The organism is Enterococcus cecorum DSM 20682 = ATCC 43198, assembly GCF_000407565.1.
GTDB lineage: Bacteria > Bacillota > Bacilli > Lactobacillales > Enterococcaceae > Enterococcus_E > Enterococcus_E cecorum.
In genome coordinates, this window is sequence record NZ_ASWI01000003.1 from 20,391 (window position 1) to 39,109 (window position 18,719).

Consider the following 18,719-nt stretch of genomic DNA (forward strand, 5'->3'; position numbering starts at 1 on the left):
AGGTGCCTATTATTATTTTAGAAAATCACTACTGGTGTACCGACTTCAACCGCATTGTATAGTTGTGCCATCACACTAGGTGGTGTATTCACACAGCCATGAGAACCACGGGTTTTCCATAAATCGCCCCCATAAGCCGGTTGCCAATCAGAATCATGAATACCTACACCAGTCCAATCCACCGGCATCCAGTAACTTACTGGACTTGCGTATTTACTACCATCATCATTGGTACCACGTAAAGTTGCATTACGTTCTTTCTTCCAGATGTAGTCGACTCCCTTAGGTGTAGGGGTCGTTGGTTTTCCTGTGACGACATCCGTTTCAATGACTACAGCGCCATCTTTGTAGTACCACATGTGCTGATTCGTTAAGTCCACTTCGATATAGGTGTTTCCTACAAGTGGTTGACTCGCTTTAGCACTCCCTTTTGTAATTGGTGAGCGTGTGAAGTTTTCCCCAGCTAAAATTTGTTCAGTAAGGGCGGCTGCTTCATCTGCCACTTGAATACTCCAACTTAGCGTTCCTGCAGGTACACTCACTGTGCCACGTTTGGTACTATTAAAACTTGTTGGGTTCGTGCTAGTATTGTATTGATCTGCCAACTGTTGCACATATGCTTGCACTTTTTCTTGATTCAACGTTACTTGTTTATTTTCATAAGTCACCCAATCCGCAATCTGTTCAGTTGGAATTTGGAAAGTGGTGCCATTAATCGAATAATTTGATTGGACTTGAATCACTTTATTTACTGTATTTAATTCTTCTTGTAAGTGCGCATCTTTAGAAGTTACACTTGGTTTTTGAATAAAATCATTTAAACTTACAGATGTCTGACCACTCTTTAAACCTTTTTCAATGGCCTTCATCGCTTGGTCTACATTGAAATTATTTCCTTGAACTTCTGGCGTAATCACAAAACCTGAAGCCTCTCTGGCAATTCCGGCGTCTTGTGTTTGCGTACGCCCTTGATTGACTTGATCTAGCTCAGTCTTTAAGCTATTTAACTGTTGTGTTAACACTTCTTGGTTAAAAGTTGTTTTATTCACAGTGGCTTTCTTACTTGAAAAGAATGATCTACCCCAAGACCAAGGATTTTGCGCCTTTAAGATAGATTCCAAAGTCGCTTTTGAATTTGATTCCATCCCAAAGTCAGACTTCTTGATTTCTTTAAGTACTTGATTGTCTAACTTAATTTGGAAGGATTGATTTTTATGTTGATCATCCACGATTTTTTGTGCTTGCTCTAAGGACATATTGCTAATTTCAACGGCTTCTACCTGGGTATTAGGTAAAAAATGTTTTGAATAATAATTGCTGCCCAGTGCATAACCGCCAACTGCTACAATCCCAACAGCAGCAATGGAGCCAAGGATGAGTTTGGTATTTTTATTTTTTTTATGACGTTTTCTTCTATTTGAAACTTGTGACATATAAACACTCTTCCCCTATTTACTTTCTGTATCAATTATCATACCACATTTTCCCCCAAAAAGTTTTAACATATGCTTAAATTTTATATTTGCTTAAAAGATACGCTGTAAGCCGGTTTTATCAAGTTGATAGATTTTCTCGCAAACCTGCTCTAGAAAATAACGATCATGTGATACCGTCAGCAAGGCGCCGTTATATTGCTGAAGTTGTTGTGTTAAGACTTGGTTGGAAGTTGGCGATAAATTACGCGTTGGTTCGTCTAGCAATAATACATTGGCTTGGGATAAAAGTAGGCCTAAAATCACCAATTTTGCCCTCTGACCTCCAGATAGATAAGCTATAGGGCGCTGCATCTCTTGAACAAAGAACTGCAAACTTCCTAGATAAGTCATCACCGTTGCTTGATCTTGCTTGGTTTGGGACAACAAATATGCGACAGGCGTTTGTGTAGTATCCAACTCTTCAAAATAATTTTGTGGCATATACTTCATTTGGATATCGGTTCGCTTTTGTAGCATTTCAGCGATTTTGTGTAAGAATAGGCTCTTACCAATCCCGTTATTACCCACGATACCTACTTTTTCTTGACCAAAAAATATAAAATCAAGCGGTTCAACCAATATTTTATCTGCAATTTTTAGCTGATCATTTTCTAAGTGAATGAGCGTTTTGCTAGAAGGTACCGCTTGAACAGTCTGCCATTTTAAACCAATTGCTTCTTCTTGTTGCGGCATTTCGGCAAATTGAGCGCGCTCTTTTTCAAACCGTTTTTCACGAGATTTTAAGTTGGCCATTTTTTTCGCTAATAATCGCCCCTTCGTATCCAACTTAGTGGTTCGCAATTGATGTTGGACCTTTTGCTTGACCTGCTGGAGTTGAGCATTACGTTTTTTATCTTCGCTTCGTTGCTTGAGAGCGATTTGCAACTGTTTATCTGCCGCACTTTTTCTTTGTTCAATATAGGTTTGGTAATCTTCTTTGACAAAATGGACGACGGCACGCTGTTGATGCGTAATTTTTTCCAGATGAAGAATACTTGTCGCGGTATTTTTTAATAACACTACATCATGCGAAATATAAAGTATTGCTAAATCACTCGTTCGAATAAAGTGTTCTAACCACTGGATACTTTCATAATCCAAATCATTCGAAGGTTCATCTAATAATAATATATCCGGATGAAGTAATAAAATTTTCATTAGCTGGATTTTTATTTTTTGACCACCAGAAAGTGTACCCATCTTTTGGCTTGAATATAGAAAATCTTGATCCAATTGAAAATCGCTCGCCAACTTTGCTAAATAGGAATAATCAATTTCATTGGCATCTAAATCATGAAATAAGAAATCATAAACACTTAATGGTTCATCTTTGCTAGGTAAAAATTGCGGCAAATACCCAATTTGCTGAAAGGTACATTGATAACTGCCTTGCGCTTCTAAATAATCATTGACTTCAGGACATCGACAAAGCCACTTAAGTAACGATGATTTACCGGTTCCTTCTTCGCCGATAATAGCGACTTTATCCCCCGCATGAACAACGCCCGTTAAGCCATCTACCAAACGAAATTGGTCTTTTTGATGAATTAAGGTTAAGTTTTGAAACTGCAACATAAACATCCCTCCTCGTGTATTTTCTAAACGAATGCATTTTATAACCAAGCTGCTTGGAGCTGATCGAGTCGCTTCACATCCTTAATGCAATCTGTGTTCGCTGGGTAGCTCCGGTGCATCTAAGCCGGCCTGTCTTGGAAAATCTTAATACTCGATGGATTTTCCCGACATTCCGGAAAACTTAGCTGCTTGGAGCTAATCAACCCAGCTCACATCCTTAATATCGGCGTTCAGCAGCTATACATTGTGAAATTCGCCCTCCCGTTTGAGAAAATCTCCTTTCATCCGATTTTCTCAACGGAAGGTAAGCACACGAATTTCTTCATGTCTGAGCGAGCTGCTTCACGACCTAAATCTGTGTTCAGCGACTAGCCACTTCGGCGTATAAGCCAGCTCGTCTGGGAAAGTCTTTACTTCTCGGACTTTCCCGACGTTCTGGACAAACTTATACGCTCGTGGCTGACCGAGTCGCTTCACATCCTTAATGCAAAAAAGATACTTACTTTTGTTATTAAACAACAAGAGTAAGTATCTTTGCATGCAAATATATAGGATGATGACTGCAGCTATTGGGCTTTCCTACTACGATTGCTAAATTTGATGGTGCAAAACTCTATGTTTAATAACGCATCTATCTTGTTTTTAGCAAAAGTAGCCAATGCACAACAGTCCTTTCTTTTTGGAGCAGCTAACTTAGCGCTCGTATTTACGACTTCATTATCACTCAATTCTCATCAAAAGTCAATCTTTTTTTAATCCACGTTTAGCAGCTAGTCATTTTGAAAATTCGCCCAAACGATTGTGAAAGTCTTTAAAACTAACTGATTTTCACATCGGTGGGTACGTACGAATTTTCTCATGTCTGCCCAAGCTGCCGCACATCCTTTTTTTAGTGGTTGCTATTCATTTCAAATGCTTCTTTCATCGCCTTAGTTCCGTGGTCAAAATCGACAATTTTTTTTAATTCACCTTGAATGACGCGTCTGGTTTCCCCACTCATTTCACCACAAGTCACCAGTGTTACCAAGCGTTTCCCTGGCACCACATCTAGTAAATCCACCCGATCAGGAGAAACGCGCTGATTATTAATCGCTTGGTAGACATAAATTTTAGATAAATCTGTCAAATAAATTTTGTCGCCCACTTTCACATGATCAAGCGGCGTAAATAACAAACTTTCATCAAACATTCGATGGGAAGCAAGGCCATAATTTCCCTCGCCCATCTTCTGTTGCTCACTTGTCGTCCCAGCTCCGTAAAGCAAAACTTCATTAGCTAGTCCTTTAAATATCGGCAAATTCACTTTCACACTTGGAATAGCAATCCCACCAATCACCGGTAAATCCTTAGCGCTTACTTGGTTTTTCATAATCGCTTCTAAACTAATCGGCTCGACCTGATCAAAATCAAAAGTTGCCCGAGCTTTTTCATTGGCTTTCACTTGTTTTTTATCTAATTTCGTCACCTGATAGCTGTTGGTTTTTTGATGGAGTAAATATTTTTGAATCGGCTTATTAAAAACTAAAACCAAGCCCACAACTAATAAAATAACTGTCAGGATATTTAGAATCATAGAGACTAGCTTACGTTGTTTCTTTTCCGCCATATCGCACACCTCGCCTTTATTTATAACAAAATTATGCTATAATTTACTTATTCTGTCCAGTAATTCAATTGTAGAAAAGGTGAATAATTTGAAAAAAGGTGTACTCATCATCAATCTTGGGACCCCTAAAAGCCCTGAGGTGAAAGATGTAAAAAAGTATTTAAAGAAATTTTTAAGCGATCCACGAGTGATTCAAATGCCGCGTTGGTTTTGGTTGCCGCTTTTAAATGGTATTATTTTACAGACGCGTCCCAAAAAATCAGCACAATTATATCAACAAATTTATACAGACCAGGGTTTTCCATTGCTTCATTATACGCAAGCGCAAAAAGAACACTTAGCGCAACTCTTACCTAATTATGAGGTCGGGTTTGCTATGAGTTATAGCGATCCAAGTATTGAAGACGCCCTAGATGCAATGTTGGCCAAAGAGGTGACGGACTTGACGATTGTACCGATGTATCCACAATATTCTGGTACCACGGTCGGTTCGGTATTTGATAGCGTGATGAATTATTTTAAAGGGAGCGATAAAATTGTTACTACGCGCTTTATTCGTTCTTATTATGATCATCCCGATTATATTCAGTACTTTGCCGAAAAAATCAAGAACTTCCTGACCCATCATCAGGTAGATGCCATTTTGTTTTCTTACCATGGCTTACCTGAAAGCTATGTACAAAAAGGGGACACCTATCCAGATGAATGTCATAGCACCACGCAAGAAATCATGGCAAAAGTCGGTCCTATTCAGTATTTTGAAAGTTTCCAATCCAAATTTGGTCCCGGAAAATGGCTCACTCCGGCTACTGATGCCCTGATGAAAGAACTACCGACACAAGGCATCAAAAATCTCTTAGTCGTAGCGCCGGGATTTGTCGTGGACTGTCTGGAAACCATTGAAGAACTTGAAGAAGAAAATAAGGCGTACTTTTTACAAGCTGGCGGCCAACATTTTTACTATTTGCCACCCTTTAATGCTGATTCTGATTTCGCCCAATTAGTAGTGAAATTACTATCCTAGCCGCCCTTTTCATGATATAATAAGGGTAAGAAATGGAGGCGATTTTATGTTGTTAGATGTATTAAAAATTGTCGTTGTTGTCTTCGTTTTGGGTGCGCTTGGTTTTAAGGGTCAGTTCTTGACTCGTTGGCTAAGTGACTTAACAGAAAAAAAGTAAATAATCGTATAAAGAGCGACTCAAAATGGAGTGGCTCTTTTTTTTAGAATTCGCTACCAATGTTGATTTACTTTTTTTCATGACGTGCTACAATTAATTATATAAATATTCTGACAATTCAAAGGGTGATTGGTATGCGTCAATTTCTAAGATTCCTAGTATCGATTGGTTTACTTTTTATACTTACAGGCTGCCAAAGTACTGCCAGTAAATCTGCTGAAACTCATGAAAGCACCCAAAAGACAAGTTTAAGTACTGCCCTGAGTAATTCGACAACAACCAGTACGCAACAGGCTACCACGCAAACAATCAGCAAAACGTATCAAAGTCTAAGTGATATTTCTAAAACCTTAACAGAGGAAAAGCAAACGTGGCAATCATTATCCGTTCATTTCAAAAACGAGAATCAGCTAGAAGCCACCTTCATTCCTGAAACTGATTATACGCAAGCAAAAGACGAATGGACCGAAAAATACACGGACCTCAAAGCTATTCCTAAAACGATTACACAAGCAAACCACACCTATCATCTTATCAGAGTACAATTGATCGGCGAAGTATTCGAAGCAACCTTTACCAGCGAAAAATAAATTATAAGCAAACAGGCCAGAAACGACATGAATTCTGACCTGTTTTTTTCATTTATTTTCAAAAGTCCATGTAACACCCTCATCTTGAGAATAAAAGCTTAAGTATTCTGTCTCGCCGGCACTTGTAGATACATGAATGACCAGTTTACCCTCTTGATAAAATGGCATAGAAAGATATTGAAAATCCTCCAATTTCAATCCATAGGTCTTTACTTTTTCTGGCATTTCTTTCACTTGATTAAAGGGAAGAAGCACCTCTGTAAATGTTTTTCCGCCATCTTTGGTCATAAATATTTGAGAATGTGTCTGTGAAGCACCTGTCACACCGATAAAACCAAAGTCACTCGTAAAAAATTCGATCCCTTCTGCCACACCAGCTACTCCAGCAAACGGATTTTCATGTATCGTCTGCCAGTGCGTTCCGCTATCTTCTGTTTTTTCTAGCACATAGTATCTAGATCCGGCTGCTGCATCTGCCACTTTCAAGCGATACCCAATAGATTTCTGTTCAGGAACAAAATAATACACACTACCATCCTGTGAATCTGTAGTCCATGTTTCGCTTTGCTGTGATTGGTTGATTATTTGCTTTTCTTGAGATTGCTCGATTGTATCTGGAGTGATATATTTTGGATTCATAATTAAGCGTAATGGCAAAATATCTTCACGCTGTGGAATAAATAAGGAAACGGCAAAACCTTCGACAGCTCCTCCATTGTTGAGTTTAGCGAGTTCTTCTCTTCCTTTTTCGTCTATGGATTCCAAACCTTCTGCTGTTGTAAATTGGCGTTTCCCAGTGTAAAGAAGGCCATATACATCGGCATCATTTGTAACTGTCAATGGAGAAATTGTTGCCCGAATATCCACCTGATTGAACATTTGAAGTAAGGGCGCAAATGAGGCAGCTTCATCAAAAGTAGTGTTTGCCTTGCCATTCATCTGAATAATGAGCTTTTTAGATTGTGCTTCATCGTAGGAAAGCAAAAAAGTCTGAACCTTTCCCGAAGTATCGCGTCCGTATAAAAAACCATCCACCTTTGTTATGGTGCCATTCTTTTTAAACTGCACAGAAAAATCATCCAGCACATACAATGTGTCTGGTACGTTCATTTTTTTCCTGATATCCTTTAACAAGCCATATACACCATCCTGATAAAGATTACGATGGACGAATTCGACTTGCTTCTCATTTAAGAGTTGCATAATTTTCCAGGAGAGTTGCCCAGGAATCCCTGTATAAGTAATCAAGCCACCAAAAAGCAGCGTAATTGCTAGAAAAGTAATCAGGCGAATCCGACTAAAAGAAGGCCAGTTTCCAAGGCCTCTTAGAATCAACTTTACAAGCAAAAATACAATGAGTATCCCCAAGCAAATCAGTAAAAGAGGCAGTCTACTTCTAAGACCTCCCTTAAAACAAATCTGGTATACTTGATAAAGAACAAACGCATATAGCAACAAAATCAGCCAGTCAACACTTTTTTTCATAAATAAAGACTCCTTGAAATCAACGAATTCACCATAACATCAGATTATTTTCAGATTTAAACTAAATTAGACACAATAATAAGCAAAATAATCTTTACTTAACTATTGTACAATGAAATAGACTGTATAGACTACTCCTAATATTTCTTCATTATTATCTTAACCTTATCTGACAAAGTTCCTATAAGAATTTTGTTGAAAGGTTCATCCAGAAGTTTGATAGTTTTGTGAACAAATGATTACACACCATCTTGAGACTGCCTTAAAAGAACGATGCGACCAAATCATCGAACTATAAAATAAGACCTTATCTCTGACTTTGCTTCAAAGATAAGGTCTTACAGTTTGCTATCTTTTCTTCCATGCACGAAACAACAATACAATTACTACGGCACACAAAGCGCCAGCACCATCTAGCATCACATCTTGGAATAATGGTGTCCGTCCACCAGTTAACATTTGGTGAAACTCATCGCTGGCCGCATAACCCAAAGCCGCAAAAACACTAACCGGGGCACACAGCCAAGCTAAATTTAATTTGGCGCTTAATCCTAAAAATAAACTCCCACCTAAAATAAAGTAAGTGGTAAAGTGCGCAGCTTTGCGAATAAAAAATTCCACAAAATGAAAATAACCCGAATGTGCAATACTCACGGTTGAACCGGCATAATCAAAAGAAATCTTACTCAACCAATCACGTAGCGGCTCGTCTTTTAATAGTTTGGTCAGCAAGGATATTTGAGATTGTTGCTCATAAGTCTGCGATGAACTGTAAAATAAGATTGCCATCATGATTAACGTAATAATAAGATAAAAGTTCCCATTTTTTCTAGATTGTTTAAACATCTTCGCCCTCTACTTCTGTCATTTTTTATGAAGAGGTACTATGCCACTTCTTTTCTTTTTCTAGCTTAACACGAATGACAACTTTTGAATAGTCGGCAGCTTTAAATGTAGAGAGGACTAGGCAAACCGCTCGTGGCTGAGCAAGTCCGTCTGGGAAAGTCTTTACTCTTCGGACTTTCCCGACGTTCTGGACAACCTTATCCGCTCGTGGCTGAACAAGCCGCTTCACAACCTTTATTCATATTTTGCACGTGGGCCGCCGATGTATTTTGGTCGGCTATAAAGGGCAGTTACGTGTGCGCCACCGAGTTCGCGAATGCTTGGGCGAATCGGTACTTGGACGTGTTTGATATGCATGCCAATTGAGGTATCGCCTAAATCGATTCCTGCTTTGGCCACGAGATGCTCCACTTCGACGGGTTCGTTAAAATAGCGAAAAGCAGCCACACTACAAGCACCACCTGCATGTAACTGAGGGACAACGGCAACTTCTTCTAGATTATAACGTTCTTGCGCGGCTCTTTCCACAACCAAGGCACGATTTAAATGTTCACACCCTTGGACTGCTAGAAAAATTTGCTGCTCAGACAAAATCGCAAGTAAAGTTTCAACGACCCATTCTCCAATCTCTTGACTCGAATTTTTGCCAATCACGCCACCAGCAATTTCACTCGTGGAACAACCCAAGACAAAAATATCTCCGGCTTTTAGCTGTGCTTTAGCCAAAACCTCTCGCGTAATCGTCGTTAACTCACAGATTAATTGTTCTTTTTCAATCATTTACTTTACCCCCAGATGTAGCATTTTCTTACTGCGCGAAATAGCTCCATAGCTTAAATAGGTCACACCCATTCCAAATGCCGTCTGAACGATATTTCCTGGAATCGAGGCAATCCCTGCTGGCCATGTATAAAGCAGACTGGTCGCAAAAAAATAACCAACAATCATCCACACACTAGCTAAAAGTAAGCTCCAAACTTTGGCAAAGGGTAGACCACTATGAAAGAGTTGACCGGCAATATATCCTTGAAGTCCATGAATTACAAAAGAAAAAATCATCCACTGTGGATATCCTGATAATAAGTCAATGAGCCCGCCACTTAAACTACCAACAATCAAACCACCTGTGCCACCAAATAAACAAGCACTCAAATAAATACCCACTTCACACAATGTCACAATTCCTTTTGTCGCAGGTATTGGAATAATCACCATCATTGATAAGGCGACGGTCAAAGCTGTCATCATCGCCAATTGTGCTAATCTTTTTACTTTCATTTTCTTCACCTAATTTCCTTTTATTTGCGGCCAAACATTGCCACTTTCCTCTGTGACAAAAAATCCTGATTGAATGGCCTGATACACATATTTTTTAGCTTCCTGACTGGCTCCAAGAAGTGAATGATTTTGTGCCAATGCCCCACACAACGCACTGGATAAACAGCAACCCGCACCATTGATTGTCGCCTGCTTGATTTTGGGTGCCTGTAAAACATGGACCACATCATCCAAAGCCAAAAAATCCACCGCTTGATTGCCTGACAAACGCGCGCCAACTTTCAAGTAAACCGCACACTGAAATCGCGCTTGCAAACGTTGGGCCAAATTCTGCACGCTATCCAGGTCATCGGGAATCTTTTCGTCTAATAATAAACAAGCTTCTGGCAAATTCGGCGTAAGGATAGTCGCAATTGCCAATAAGGGTTGTAAAGCAGCAAGATAGTCTTGATTCGCTTGCTGAAGAGTTTCCTTAAAAGCCAACACCGGATCAATGACAATCGGAATTTTTCCAATAAACGGCTGACAAAATTGATAAACTGCTTTTATTTGTTCAGGATTTGCTAGCAGTCCAATCTTAATGCCCGCCAATCGATTTTGAAAATTTTGCGCAATCGTAGCCAGTTGCATCTCAAAGGTCGCAATATCCATTTCGTGAAAAACAAATTCTCCTTGCTCTATACCAGCCACTAGACTAATCACGCTCAACGAAAAGAAACCATAATGCTCCATCGTTTTCATATCTGTACCAATACCGCCACCGCCGAGCACATCTAGCCCGCCAATGGTTAATAAACATCGCTTCATCCATACACCTCACTTCTTTTCTTTTATTATACCGATTTTTGATGATTCCCCTACAACCAATTGGACGAAAATTTACCCAACCAATTTATAATTTTCCTTTTCCTAGCTTTTTCAAGAAAATAACATTATAATGAGAATGATTTCATAATTGAAAGGATGACTGAAATGAAGTATGCAATCAACTGGGATTTAGAATCAATTTTTGCTGGTGGAAGTAGTTCTGAAAGCTTGCAACAAGAATTACAACAAATCAGCACAAAAATAAAAGAATTCCACCAATTAGTCGACGCTTTTACACCAAATACTGAAAATCAAGTAGAAGCATTGACCGATATTTTAGCAGTTCACGAAGAAATTCAAAAAAGCTTTACCGAATGTGGCTCATTTATCGAAGCTTTAAACTCTGCAAACATTCACGACCAACAAGCCAAATTGTTAACTGGCCAACTTTACAGCAACCTTCCTGCTTTTCAACTAGCCGCAACAATTTTAAATAAGAAATTTGCTAGCTACAGTGAAGAAGATTGGCAAAACTTAATGACACACTTTAGTCAAATTGCTTTCCGACTATCTGAAATGCGCAGAGATGGCCAAGAATTATTAGATGAACAATCTGAAAATATTATCAATACCTTGGCACTAGATGGTCAAAGTGCTTGGAGTCAACACTATGATACCATCGTCGCAAGTATCCAAATTCCATTTAACGGCGAAATGCTTTCAGCTGGTCAAGCCTTCAACACCATGATGTCTAGCCAAGATAAAGCAGTCCGTCAAGAATTATTCGAAAAATGGGAAAAAGCATGGAGCGAAAAAGCAGATATTTTTGCGGACACTTTAAATCACTTGGATGGTTTTCGTTTAAACAACTACAAATTACACGGTGTCGACGATTTCTTGAAACAACCTTTGGAATACAACCGTTTGGATAAAGAAACGCTAGACATGATGTGGGGAACCATTCAAAAAAATAAACAACCAATTATCGACTTCTTAACACGTAAGGCACAATTGTTCGGTAAGGATAAAATGGATTGGCAAGACCAAGATGCACCGATTGTTTTAGGTGATTTTGAAGAACGTCGCTATACTTTTGATCAAGCCGCAGATTTCATCGTGGAAAACTTTAAGAAATTCTCACCTAAAATGTCTGAATTTGCACAAATGGCCTTTGATAAAGCTTGGATTGAAGCAGAAGATCGCCCTGGTAAACGTCCTGGTGGCTATTGTACAAGTCTACCTAAGTCACAAGAATCTCGTATCTTTATGACTTATGGTGAATCAGTCAATGAAGTTTCCACCTTGGCGCACGAATTAGGACATGCTTTCCACAGCCATGTCATGTGGGATTTACCTACTTTGAACCAAGACTATGCGATGAACGTTGCTGAAACGGCAAGTACTTTTGCAGAATTAATCGTGGCAGATGCAACCTTAAAAGAAGCCAAAACGGATGAAGAAAAAATCAACTTGCTAGATGTGAAATTACAAAATGCAATTGCGATGTTTATGAACATTCACGCACGCTTCATCTTTGAAAGCAACTTCTATGCAGCACGTCAAAAAGGCTTGGTAGCAACGGATGAAATTACACGTTTAATGGTCGAAGCACAAAAAGAAGCTTATATCAATGGTTTAGGCAGCTATCACCCACATTTCTGGGCAGCTAAACTACACTTCTTTATCGATGAAGTACCATTTTATAACTTCCCATACACATTTGGTTACTTATTCAGCTTAGGAATTTATGCCAAAGCTAGCCAACATGCAGATGGTTTTGAAGATCAATATATTGCGCTACTTCGTGACACAGCCAGTATGACGACTGAAGAATTAGCGAAAAAACACCTAGATACCGACTTACACCAAGCAACTTTCTGGCAAGCAGGTATCGATATGGTTCTAAAAGATATCGCAACCTTCATGGAATTAACAGAAAAATATATCTAATTTGTTACAGATTAACTGCGCACCCTTTATCTAATTGCTATGGTATAGGGTGTGTTTTGGTAAGGAGGATTTTGATGGAATATATTACCCCAATACTAACTACCCAACGATTAATCTTACGCCCACTCAGTGTTGAGGACGCCCAGGAAATGTTTCATAATTGGGCCAGTGATGCTAAAGTGACAAAATACCTCACTTGGGCGGCTTATCAATACGAGCATGAAGTAAAAGAACGACTCCGATTTAGGGAAAAACGCTACCAAAACAAAGAAATACTGGACTGGGGATTGGTGGTCAAAGAAACAAATACATTAATTGGCACAATCACCGTGGTTGAATATGATGAAAATATTGGCACAATGGAGATTGGTTATGCCATTGGTCGCCCTTGGTGGCATAAAGGATATACGTCAGAAGCATTCAGCCGAGTGATTACCTACTTATTTGAACACTACCCTTGGTTAAACCGTATTGAAGCAAGTCATGACGTGAACAATCCAAATTCCGGTAAAGTAATGCAAAAATGTGGACTACAATTTGAAGGAATTCTGCGACAAAAAGGAAAAAATAACTGTGGAATTGTTGATATTGCGATGTATGCTATCTTACGCAAAGATTATCTGCCACAAAATAATCCATAGCATTGAACAAATCCCCGTTGTAAAATTCGTTCTCTCATCTATATCTTTCTCAACGGAAGATAATCTTCTGAATTTTTTCCTGTCTGATCACACAATTTAAGACCTCATAATGAAAACGCATGACTCATTCATTTCGAGTCATGCGTTTTTGCAACAAAAAAGCCCACTATGAAAGCGGGCTTTTCTCTTATCCTCGATTTTTTTGTTCCAGATAAGCGCGATGTTTTAAACCGAAATAATGTAATTGGTCCAAAATAGGCGCTAATTCTTTACCATGTTCCGTCAAGCAATACTCGACTTTTGGTGGAACAGTTGGGTAAACGACACGCTTAATTAAATCTTCTGCCTCTAATTCGCGCAAATTTTTCGTCAACATTTTCTGCGTAATACCAGGAATCGCTCGTTGTAGGACCGAAAAACGTACGGTCGGATTTTTAAATATTTGCATCAGGATTTTCAATTTCCACTTACCGCTCAAGACTTCCAAACCATCTTCCACACGGCAAGTCATCACATTAAGCGTTTTAGGATTTGCGATTGTTTCTTCGTTCATAGGCCATTCCTTCCAATAGTATCTTTTTGGTAACTAGGGCAATAAAAAGTGCCTACTTCTCAAATGCTTTTTGATGTTCTATAGTGATTATACGAAAAAGAAAAGAAAAGAGGAAATAAAATGATTGAATTAGGAATTTCTACTTTTGGTGAAACAACCCCTATTGAACATACCGGCGAAGTATTATCCCACGATCAACGCATTCGCAATATGATTAAAGAAATCGAGCTTGCCGATCAAGTCGGATTAGACATTTATGCCGTTGGTGAACATCACCGCAAAGATTTTGCCGTCTCTGCTCCTGAAATCATTCTAGCTGCAGGTGCCGTGAATACGAAACATATCAAGCTATCGAGCGCCACCACAAACATTTCGTCCAACGATCCCGTGCGCGTATTTCAAAATTTTGCAACAGTGGACGCTTTATCCAATGGTCGTGCAGAAATCATGCTTGGTCGCGGCTCATTTATCGAATCTTTCCCATTATTTGGTTATAACTTAGAAGATTATGAGGAATTATTCAATGAAAAATTAGCCATGATGCTAGAATTGAACAAAGGTGAAATACTGACATGGAAAGGAGATTTCACGCAAACCGTTGATCATCGGGGAGTCTATCCGCGTCCCGTTAATGGGAAGTTACCATTATGGGTAGCGACAGGCGGCTCACCAGATTCAACATTACGTATCGCAAGTCTAGGCTTACCGATTGTTTATGCGATTATCGGAGGCAATCCAATGCATTTTAAACCATTAATTGATTACTATCATCGCGTGGGGAAAGCTTACCATCATCCTGCTGAAAACTTAAAAGTCGCCGCACATTCTTGGGGATTTGTGAAGGAAAATCATGAGGAGGCCATCGAGCAATATTTCCATCCTACGAAAACTTTAACCGATCAATTGGCTATGGAACGTCCACATTGGCAAGAAATGACGAAAGAACAATACCTACAAGCTGTTTCCGATGAAGGGGCGATGTTTGTCGGTAATGTTGAACATGTCGCGAACAAAATCATTCGTATCATGGAAACCCTTGGACTAGAGCGCTTTATGCTGCATCTGCCGGTTGGTTCGATTCCTCATGAAGATACCATGCACGCGATTAAATTATATGGTGAGGAAGTCGCTCCTCGTGTAAGACACTATTTTGAGAAGAAAATCTAAGAAATAAAATAAAAATTTAGGTCTTCATTTGCATTTTTTCTAAGCTTTTGCGACAATGAAGAAAACAGTTACCATAGGAGTTTATACGATTATTATGAGTAAAATCCATCGTCTCAGTCAAGTGGCTGCCTTTATCTTTTTGTTAGTCGCACTTAGTTCATTTTTACTTGTGTATGCCCCACTTCGCAGTATCGATGGGGATAAGCAAAATCTGATTTTCTGGCTTGATTATGGGCTAATCATTTACCGCATCGGCATCTTCTCTTTGTGCCTAGCTGTATTTAGCCAACTTATCAGCCTGTTAAGCAAAAAAAGTGAAGCAACACAATAAACATGTTGCTTCACTTTTTGTTATCCTTTAAATCTTTTTAGACGTAGGGCATTTAATAATACTGAGACGGAACTAAAACTCATCGCCGCACCTGCTAACATCGGGTTAAGCAACGGGCCACCAAATAAGTGTAACAAGCCCATCGCCACCGGGATGCCTAAAACATTATAAGCAAAAGCCCAGAATAAGTTTTCTTTGATATTGCGCATGGTAGCTTTACTCAAACGTAAGGCTGAAACGACACCATTTAAATCTCCGCGCATCAAAACGATATCGGCAGACTCAATGGCAATATCCGTACCTGTACCTATTGCGATACCAACATTTGCTTGGGCTAAAGCTGGAGCGTCATTAATGCCATCGCCAACCATCGCCACTTTTTTTCCTTGCGCTTGTAATTCTTGAATCACTTGTGACTTTTGATCTGGTAACACTTGGCTAATCACCTGCGTAATGCCAGCTTGTTTGGCAATTGCTTGGGCAGTCTGTTCATTATCACCAGTTAGCATCACGACTTCTAAGCCCATTTTTTGCAAGTCTTGAATCGCTTGAGGACTGCTTGTTTTGACCGGATCACTCACCGCAATAAGTCCAATCAATTCTCCTTGACTTGCGACATACATCACCGTATTGCCCTGGCTAGATAATTGAGCCACTTGAGCTTGCACTGCTTCAATTTCAACATCAAAACTTTGCATGAGTTTTTCATTTCCTAATAGCACTTGTTTTTCATCGACTTTGGCTTGAATCCCTTGACCAGTCACGGTATGCACTTCAAAAGCTTGTCCAAGAGTAATTTGTGCCTCTTTGGCTGCTTGTAAAATGGCTTGAGCTAATGGATGTTCTGAGCGTTTTTCGACACTGGCTGCTAAATAAAGCATTTCTTCAGTTGTGAAATTGGCAAAAGTTTGGATGGCGCGGACTTCTGGTTGACCTTTTGTAATCGTGCCAGTTTTATCAAGGACAATGGTTTGAATTTCTTGAGCGGTTTCTAGTGCTTCCCCATTTTTAAAGAGAACTCCTAGTTGTGCGCCTTTTCCAGTACCGACCATAATTGCTGTAGGAGTCGCTAAGCCTAATGCACATGGACATGCAATGACTAAAACGGAAATCATAATCGTTAAAGCAAACACTAAACCAGAGTGACCAAAAATCAACCAAGCAAGCCCGGCTAAAATGGCCAAGCTCATCACCACGGGAACAAAAATCGCTGAAACTTGATCGGCTAATTTGGCAATCGGTGCCTTGGTGCCTTGTGCTTCTTCGACTAATTGAACGATTTGTGAAAGGGTGGTATCTTCACCGACTTTGGTTGCTGTAAATTGGAAGCTGCCTGTCTTATTGATGGAAGCACCAATAACAGTATCGCCCACTTGTTTTTCTACAGGCATGCTTTCTCCGGTCAACATCGATTCATCCACCGTACTTCGACCTTCTGTAATCACGCCATCGACTGGGATACGTTCTCCTGGTTTGACCAAAATGACATCTCCTACTGCCACTTGTGCGATATCGACTAATTTTTCTTTACCATCTTTCAATACAACTGCTTTTTTCGGTGCTAAAGCTAATAATTCCTTGATAGCTTCCGAAGTTTTGCCTTTACTGATGGCTTCAAACGTTTTACCAAGCGTAATCAACGTCAAAATAACCGCTGCCGACTCATAATATAAATGCATGGCAAATTCCACTTGACCTTGATACACGGCAAATGTACCAACTAAACTATAGATAAAAGCGGCACTCGTTCCTAATGCGACCAAAGAATCCATATTCGGATGTCCCTTAAATAACATCTTAAAACCATTGAGGTAAAAAGAACGACCAAAGTACAGCACTGGCAAAGTTAAAACCAACTGCGCCGTCACAAAAGCAATCGGTGAGGTACTTGGATGAAGAAAACCAGGTAGTGGCAAGCCAACCATGTGTCCCATCGATAAATATAATAAAGGTGCCGTAAAGACGAACGAAAGAACAAATCTACGCCACATTTGTTTAATAGCTGCTTGTTTTTCTTGCGCTAATTTTTCTTCATCGTCTTTTTTTAAGATAAACGCTTGATAGCCTGCTTCTTTGACCGCTCGCATGATTTCATTGGCTGTTAGTTCTTGATGATTATACTCAATATTTAATTTTTCAGTAGCTAAGTTCACATTAGCACTGGCAACCCCGGGTAATTTACGGGTCGCTTGTTCAATTTTAGCCGCACAAGATGCACAGCTCATCCCTTGAATACCAAACACTTCTGTATCACTTGGTTTGACTAGTTCAAAACCAATTCCCTTCACCGCTTGCGCCATATCATCGACATTGACTTGGTTTTGTTCATAATCAACGGTTAGCTTTTCGCTGGCTAAATTCACATTGGCCCTCTTTACTCCCGGCAAGGCTTTAATCGTGCGTTCGACATTTTGCGCACACGAAGCACAGTGCATGCCTTTAATTGGATAAGTTGCCTGACTCATAAACATCCCTCACAATCTATATTTGCTTGCAAACAACTTGCAAGCTATTTCGTCTACATTTGTAATCAACTTATAAGTTTAGTGTACGCAACATTGTCCTTTTCGTCAATCATTTTTGCTTGATTTTTATGAAAAATAGTTATACTGTTTGACAAGCCAAGTGATTCTCATTTGAAAAAATCGCTTACATGTTATACTTAAGCTAGTAGAGGAAGTCAGGCAGGAAAATAGTTGTTATAAGTGCGAAAAATGAAAGGTGTGAGTACAATGATGATGTATACTAATTTAATACCGTTGCTAAGTTTTATATTTGGACTCGTTCCTATCGCTTTACAAGTCGTGATGTGCGTATTACTTTACAAAATCTGGCAGAAAATGAAATAAAAAAATAGGCCCATCTAGCTATAGAAACTAGATGAGCCTTTTATTATTTTGTTTCATTAGACCACTCAAAGCCGTCAAATTGTTCGCCGTCATAATATTTCAGCAATTCTTCATAGCTAAGTAACGAAGAAGTCATCGGTTCTTCTTCTAAATCTTGGGCATATAATTGACGTTGCTCCTCGACATAAGCATAATACTGCTCCATCAAGGCTTTATTGAGTTCGCGCTTGGAGTTGGCTATGTCTTGCATATAGGGGAATTCTTGGATAAATCCTTGATAGACAGGCTTGCCATCTTGAACTTCTACAGGTAATTCGACAATATGTAAATCAATTTCTGAAAAATGTTCGAACATCACTTTCACCTCAAAACCATTATACACAAA

Annotated in this window: 17 protein-coding genes; 6 read left to right on the forward strand and 11 right to left on the reverse strand. The window is 39.4% G+C overall.

What is annotated here, in order from left to right; all coding sequences use genetic code 11:
- Window positions 1–17 precede the first annotated feature (17 nt).
- The 3 genes from I567_RS00765 to I567_RS00775 form a co-directional block, all read right to left on the reverse strand.
- Window positions 18–1,433 (reverse strand): L,D-transpeptidase family protein, encoded by a 1,416-nt coding sequence (locus tag I567_RS00765; RefSeq protein ID WP_016250344.1) that lies wholly within the window; start codon window positions 1,431–1,433, stop codon window positions 18–20.
- A 93-nt stretch (window positions 1,434–1,526) separates the two neighbouring features.
- Window positions 1,527–3,050, reverse strand: coding sequence for an ATP-binding cassette domain-containing protein (locus tag I567_RS00770; RefSeq protein WP_016250345.1), 1,524 nt, complete (start codon window positions 3,048–3,050; stop codon window positions 1,527–1,529).
- An 889-nt stretch (window positions 3,051–3,939) separates the two neighbouring features.
- On the reverse strand, window positions 3,940–4,656 hold the full coding sequence (locus I567_RS00775) for a class A sortase (protein WP_016250346.1): 717 nt from the start codon (window positions 4,654–4,656) through the stop codon (window positions 3,940–3,942).
- A gap of 88 nt (window positions 4,657–4,744) precedes the next feature.
- On the opposite strand from I567_RS00775, the gene hemH reads away from it, so the two are divergent.
- Window positions 4,745–5,680, forward strand: a complete 936-nt coding sequence (gene hemH / locus I567_RS00780; RefSeq protein WP_016250347.1) for a ferrochelatase — start codon at window positions 4,745–4,747, stop codon at window positions 5,678–5,680.
- 291 nt (window positions 5,681–5,971) lie between these two features.
- Window positions 5,972–6,427, forward strand: a complete 456-nt coding sequence (locus tag I567_RS00785) for a hypothetical protein (RefSeq protein WP_016250349.1) — start codon at window positions 5,972–5,974, stop codon at window positions 6,425–6,427.
- Window positions 6,428–6,475: 48 nt separating this feature from the next.
- Here I567_RS00785 and I567_RS00790 read toward each other — a convergent pair whose 3' ends face one another.
- The 5 genes from I567_RS00790 to I567_RS00815 form a co-directional block, all read right to left on the reverse strand.
- On the reverse strand, window positions 6,476–7,912 hold the full coding sequence (locus tag I567_RS00790) for a WD40/YVTN/BNR-like repeat-containing protein (protein WP_016250350.1): 1,437 nt from the start codon (window positions 7,910–7,912) through the stop codon (window positions 6,476–6,478).
- A 348-nt stretch (window positions 7,913–8,260) separates the two neighbouring features.
- On the reverse strand, window positions 8,261–8,758 hold the full coding sequence (locus tag I567_RS00795) for a VanZ family protein (RefSeq protein ID WP_016250351.1): 498 nt from the start codon (window positions 8,756–8,758) through the stop codon (window positions 8,261–8,263).
- 234 nt (window positions 8,759–8,992) lie between these two features.
- A complete protein-coding gene (locus I567_RS00805) occupies window positions 8,993–9,538 on the reverse strand; it encodes a TIGR01440 family protein (protein WP_016250352.1) in 546 nt (181 codons plus the stop codon).
- Window positions 9,539–10,036, reverse strand: coding sequence for an ECF transporter S component (locus I567_RS00810; RefSeq protein WP_016250353.1), 498 nt, complete (start codon window positions 10,034–10,036; stop codon window positions 9,539–9,541).
- Window positions 10,037–10,045: 9 nt separating this feature from the next.
- A complete protein-coding gene (locus tag I567_RS00815; protein WP_016250354.1) occupies window positions 10,046–10,843 on the reverse strand; it encodes a hydroxymethylpyrimidine/phosphomethylpyrimidine kinase in 798 nt (265 codons plus the stop codon).
- A 165-nt stretch (window positions 10,844–11,008) separates the two neighbouring features.
- On the opposite strand from I567_RS00815, the gene I567_RS00820 reads away from it, so the two are divergent.
- Together I567_RS00820 and I567_RS00825 are read left to right on the forward strand one after the other, a co-directional pair.
- Entirely contained in the window at window positions 11,009–12,793 is a 1,785-nt protein-coding gene (locus I567_RS00820) for a M3 family oligoendopeptidase (protein ID WP_016250355.1), read from the forward strand.
- Between the two features lie 74 nt (window positions 12,794–12,867).
- A complete protein-coding gene (locus I567_RS00825) occupies window positions 12,868–13,434 on the forward strand; it encodes a GNAT family N-acetyltransferase (RefSeq protein WP_016250356.1) in 567 nt (188 codons plus the stop codon).
- Between the two features lie 187 nt (window positions 13,435–13,621).
- Here the strand turns inward: I567_RS00825 and I567_RS00830 are convergent, their stop codons facing one another.
- Entirely contained in the window at window positions 13,622–13,987 is a 366-nt protein-coding gene (locus I567_RS00830) for a winged helix-turn-helix transcriptional regulator (protein WP_016250357.1), read from the reverse strand.
- A 120-nt stretch (window positions 13,988–14,107) separates the two neighbouring features.
- Here I567_RS00830 and I567_RS00835 point away from each other — a divergent pair, with 120 nt between their 5' ends.
- Window positions 14,108–15,154, forward strand: a complete 1,047-nt coding sequence (locus I567_RS00835; protein WP_016250358.1) for an LLM class flavin-dependent oxidoreductase — start codon at window positions 14,108–14,110, stop codon at window positions 15,152–15,154.
- A 94-nt stretch (window positions 15,155–15,248) separates the two neighbouring features.
- Complete coding sequence (locus I567_RS00840; RefSeq protein ID WP_016250359.1) at window positions 15,249–15,485, forward strand: hypothetical protein; 237 nt, start codon at window positions 15,249–15,251, stop codon at window positions 15,483–15,485.
- A 20-nt stretch (window positions 15,486–15,505) separates the two neighbouring features.
- Here I567_RS00840 and I567_RS00845 read toward each other — a convergent pair whose 3' ends face one another.
- Both I567_RS00845 and I567_RS00850 read right to left on the reverse strand, forming a co-directional pair.
- Window positions 15,506–17,950: a heavy metal translocating P-type ATPase gene (locus I567_RS00845; protein ID WP_016250360.1), complete on the reverse strand. Its 2,445-nt coding sequence runs from the start codon at window positions 17,948–17,950 to the stop codon at window positions 15,506–15,508.
- A gap of 427 nt (window positions 17,951–18,377) precedes the next feature.
- Window positions 18,378–18,689, reverse strand: coding sequence for a hypothetical protein (locus I567_RS00850; RefSeq protein ID WP_016250361.1), 312 nt, complete (start codon window positions 18,687–18,689; stop codon window positions 18,378–18,380).
- Window positions 18,690–18,719: the final 30 nt, after the last annotated feature.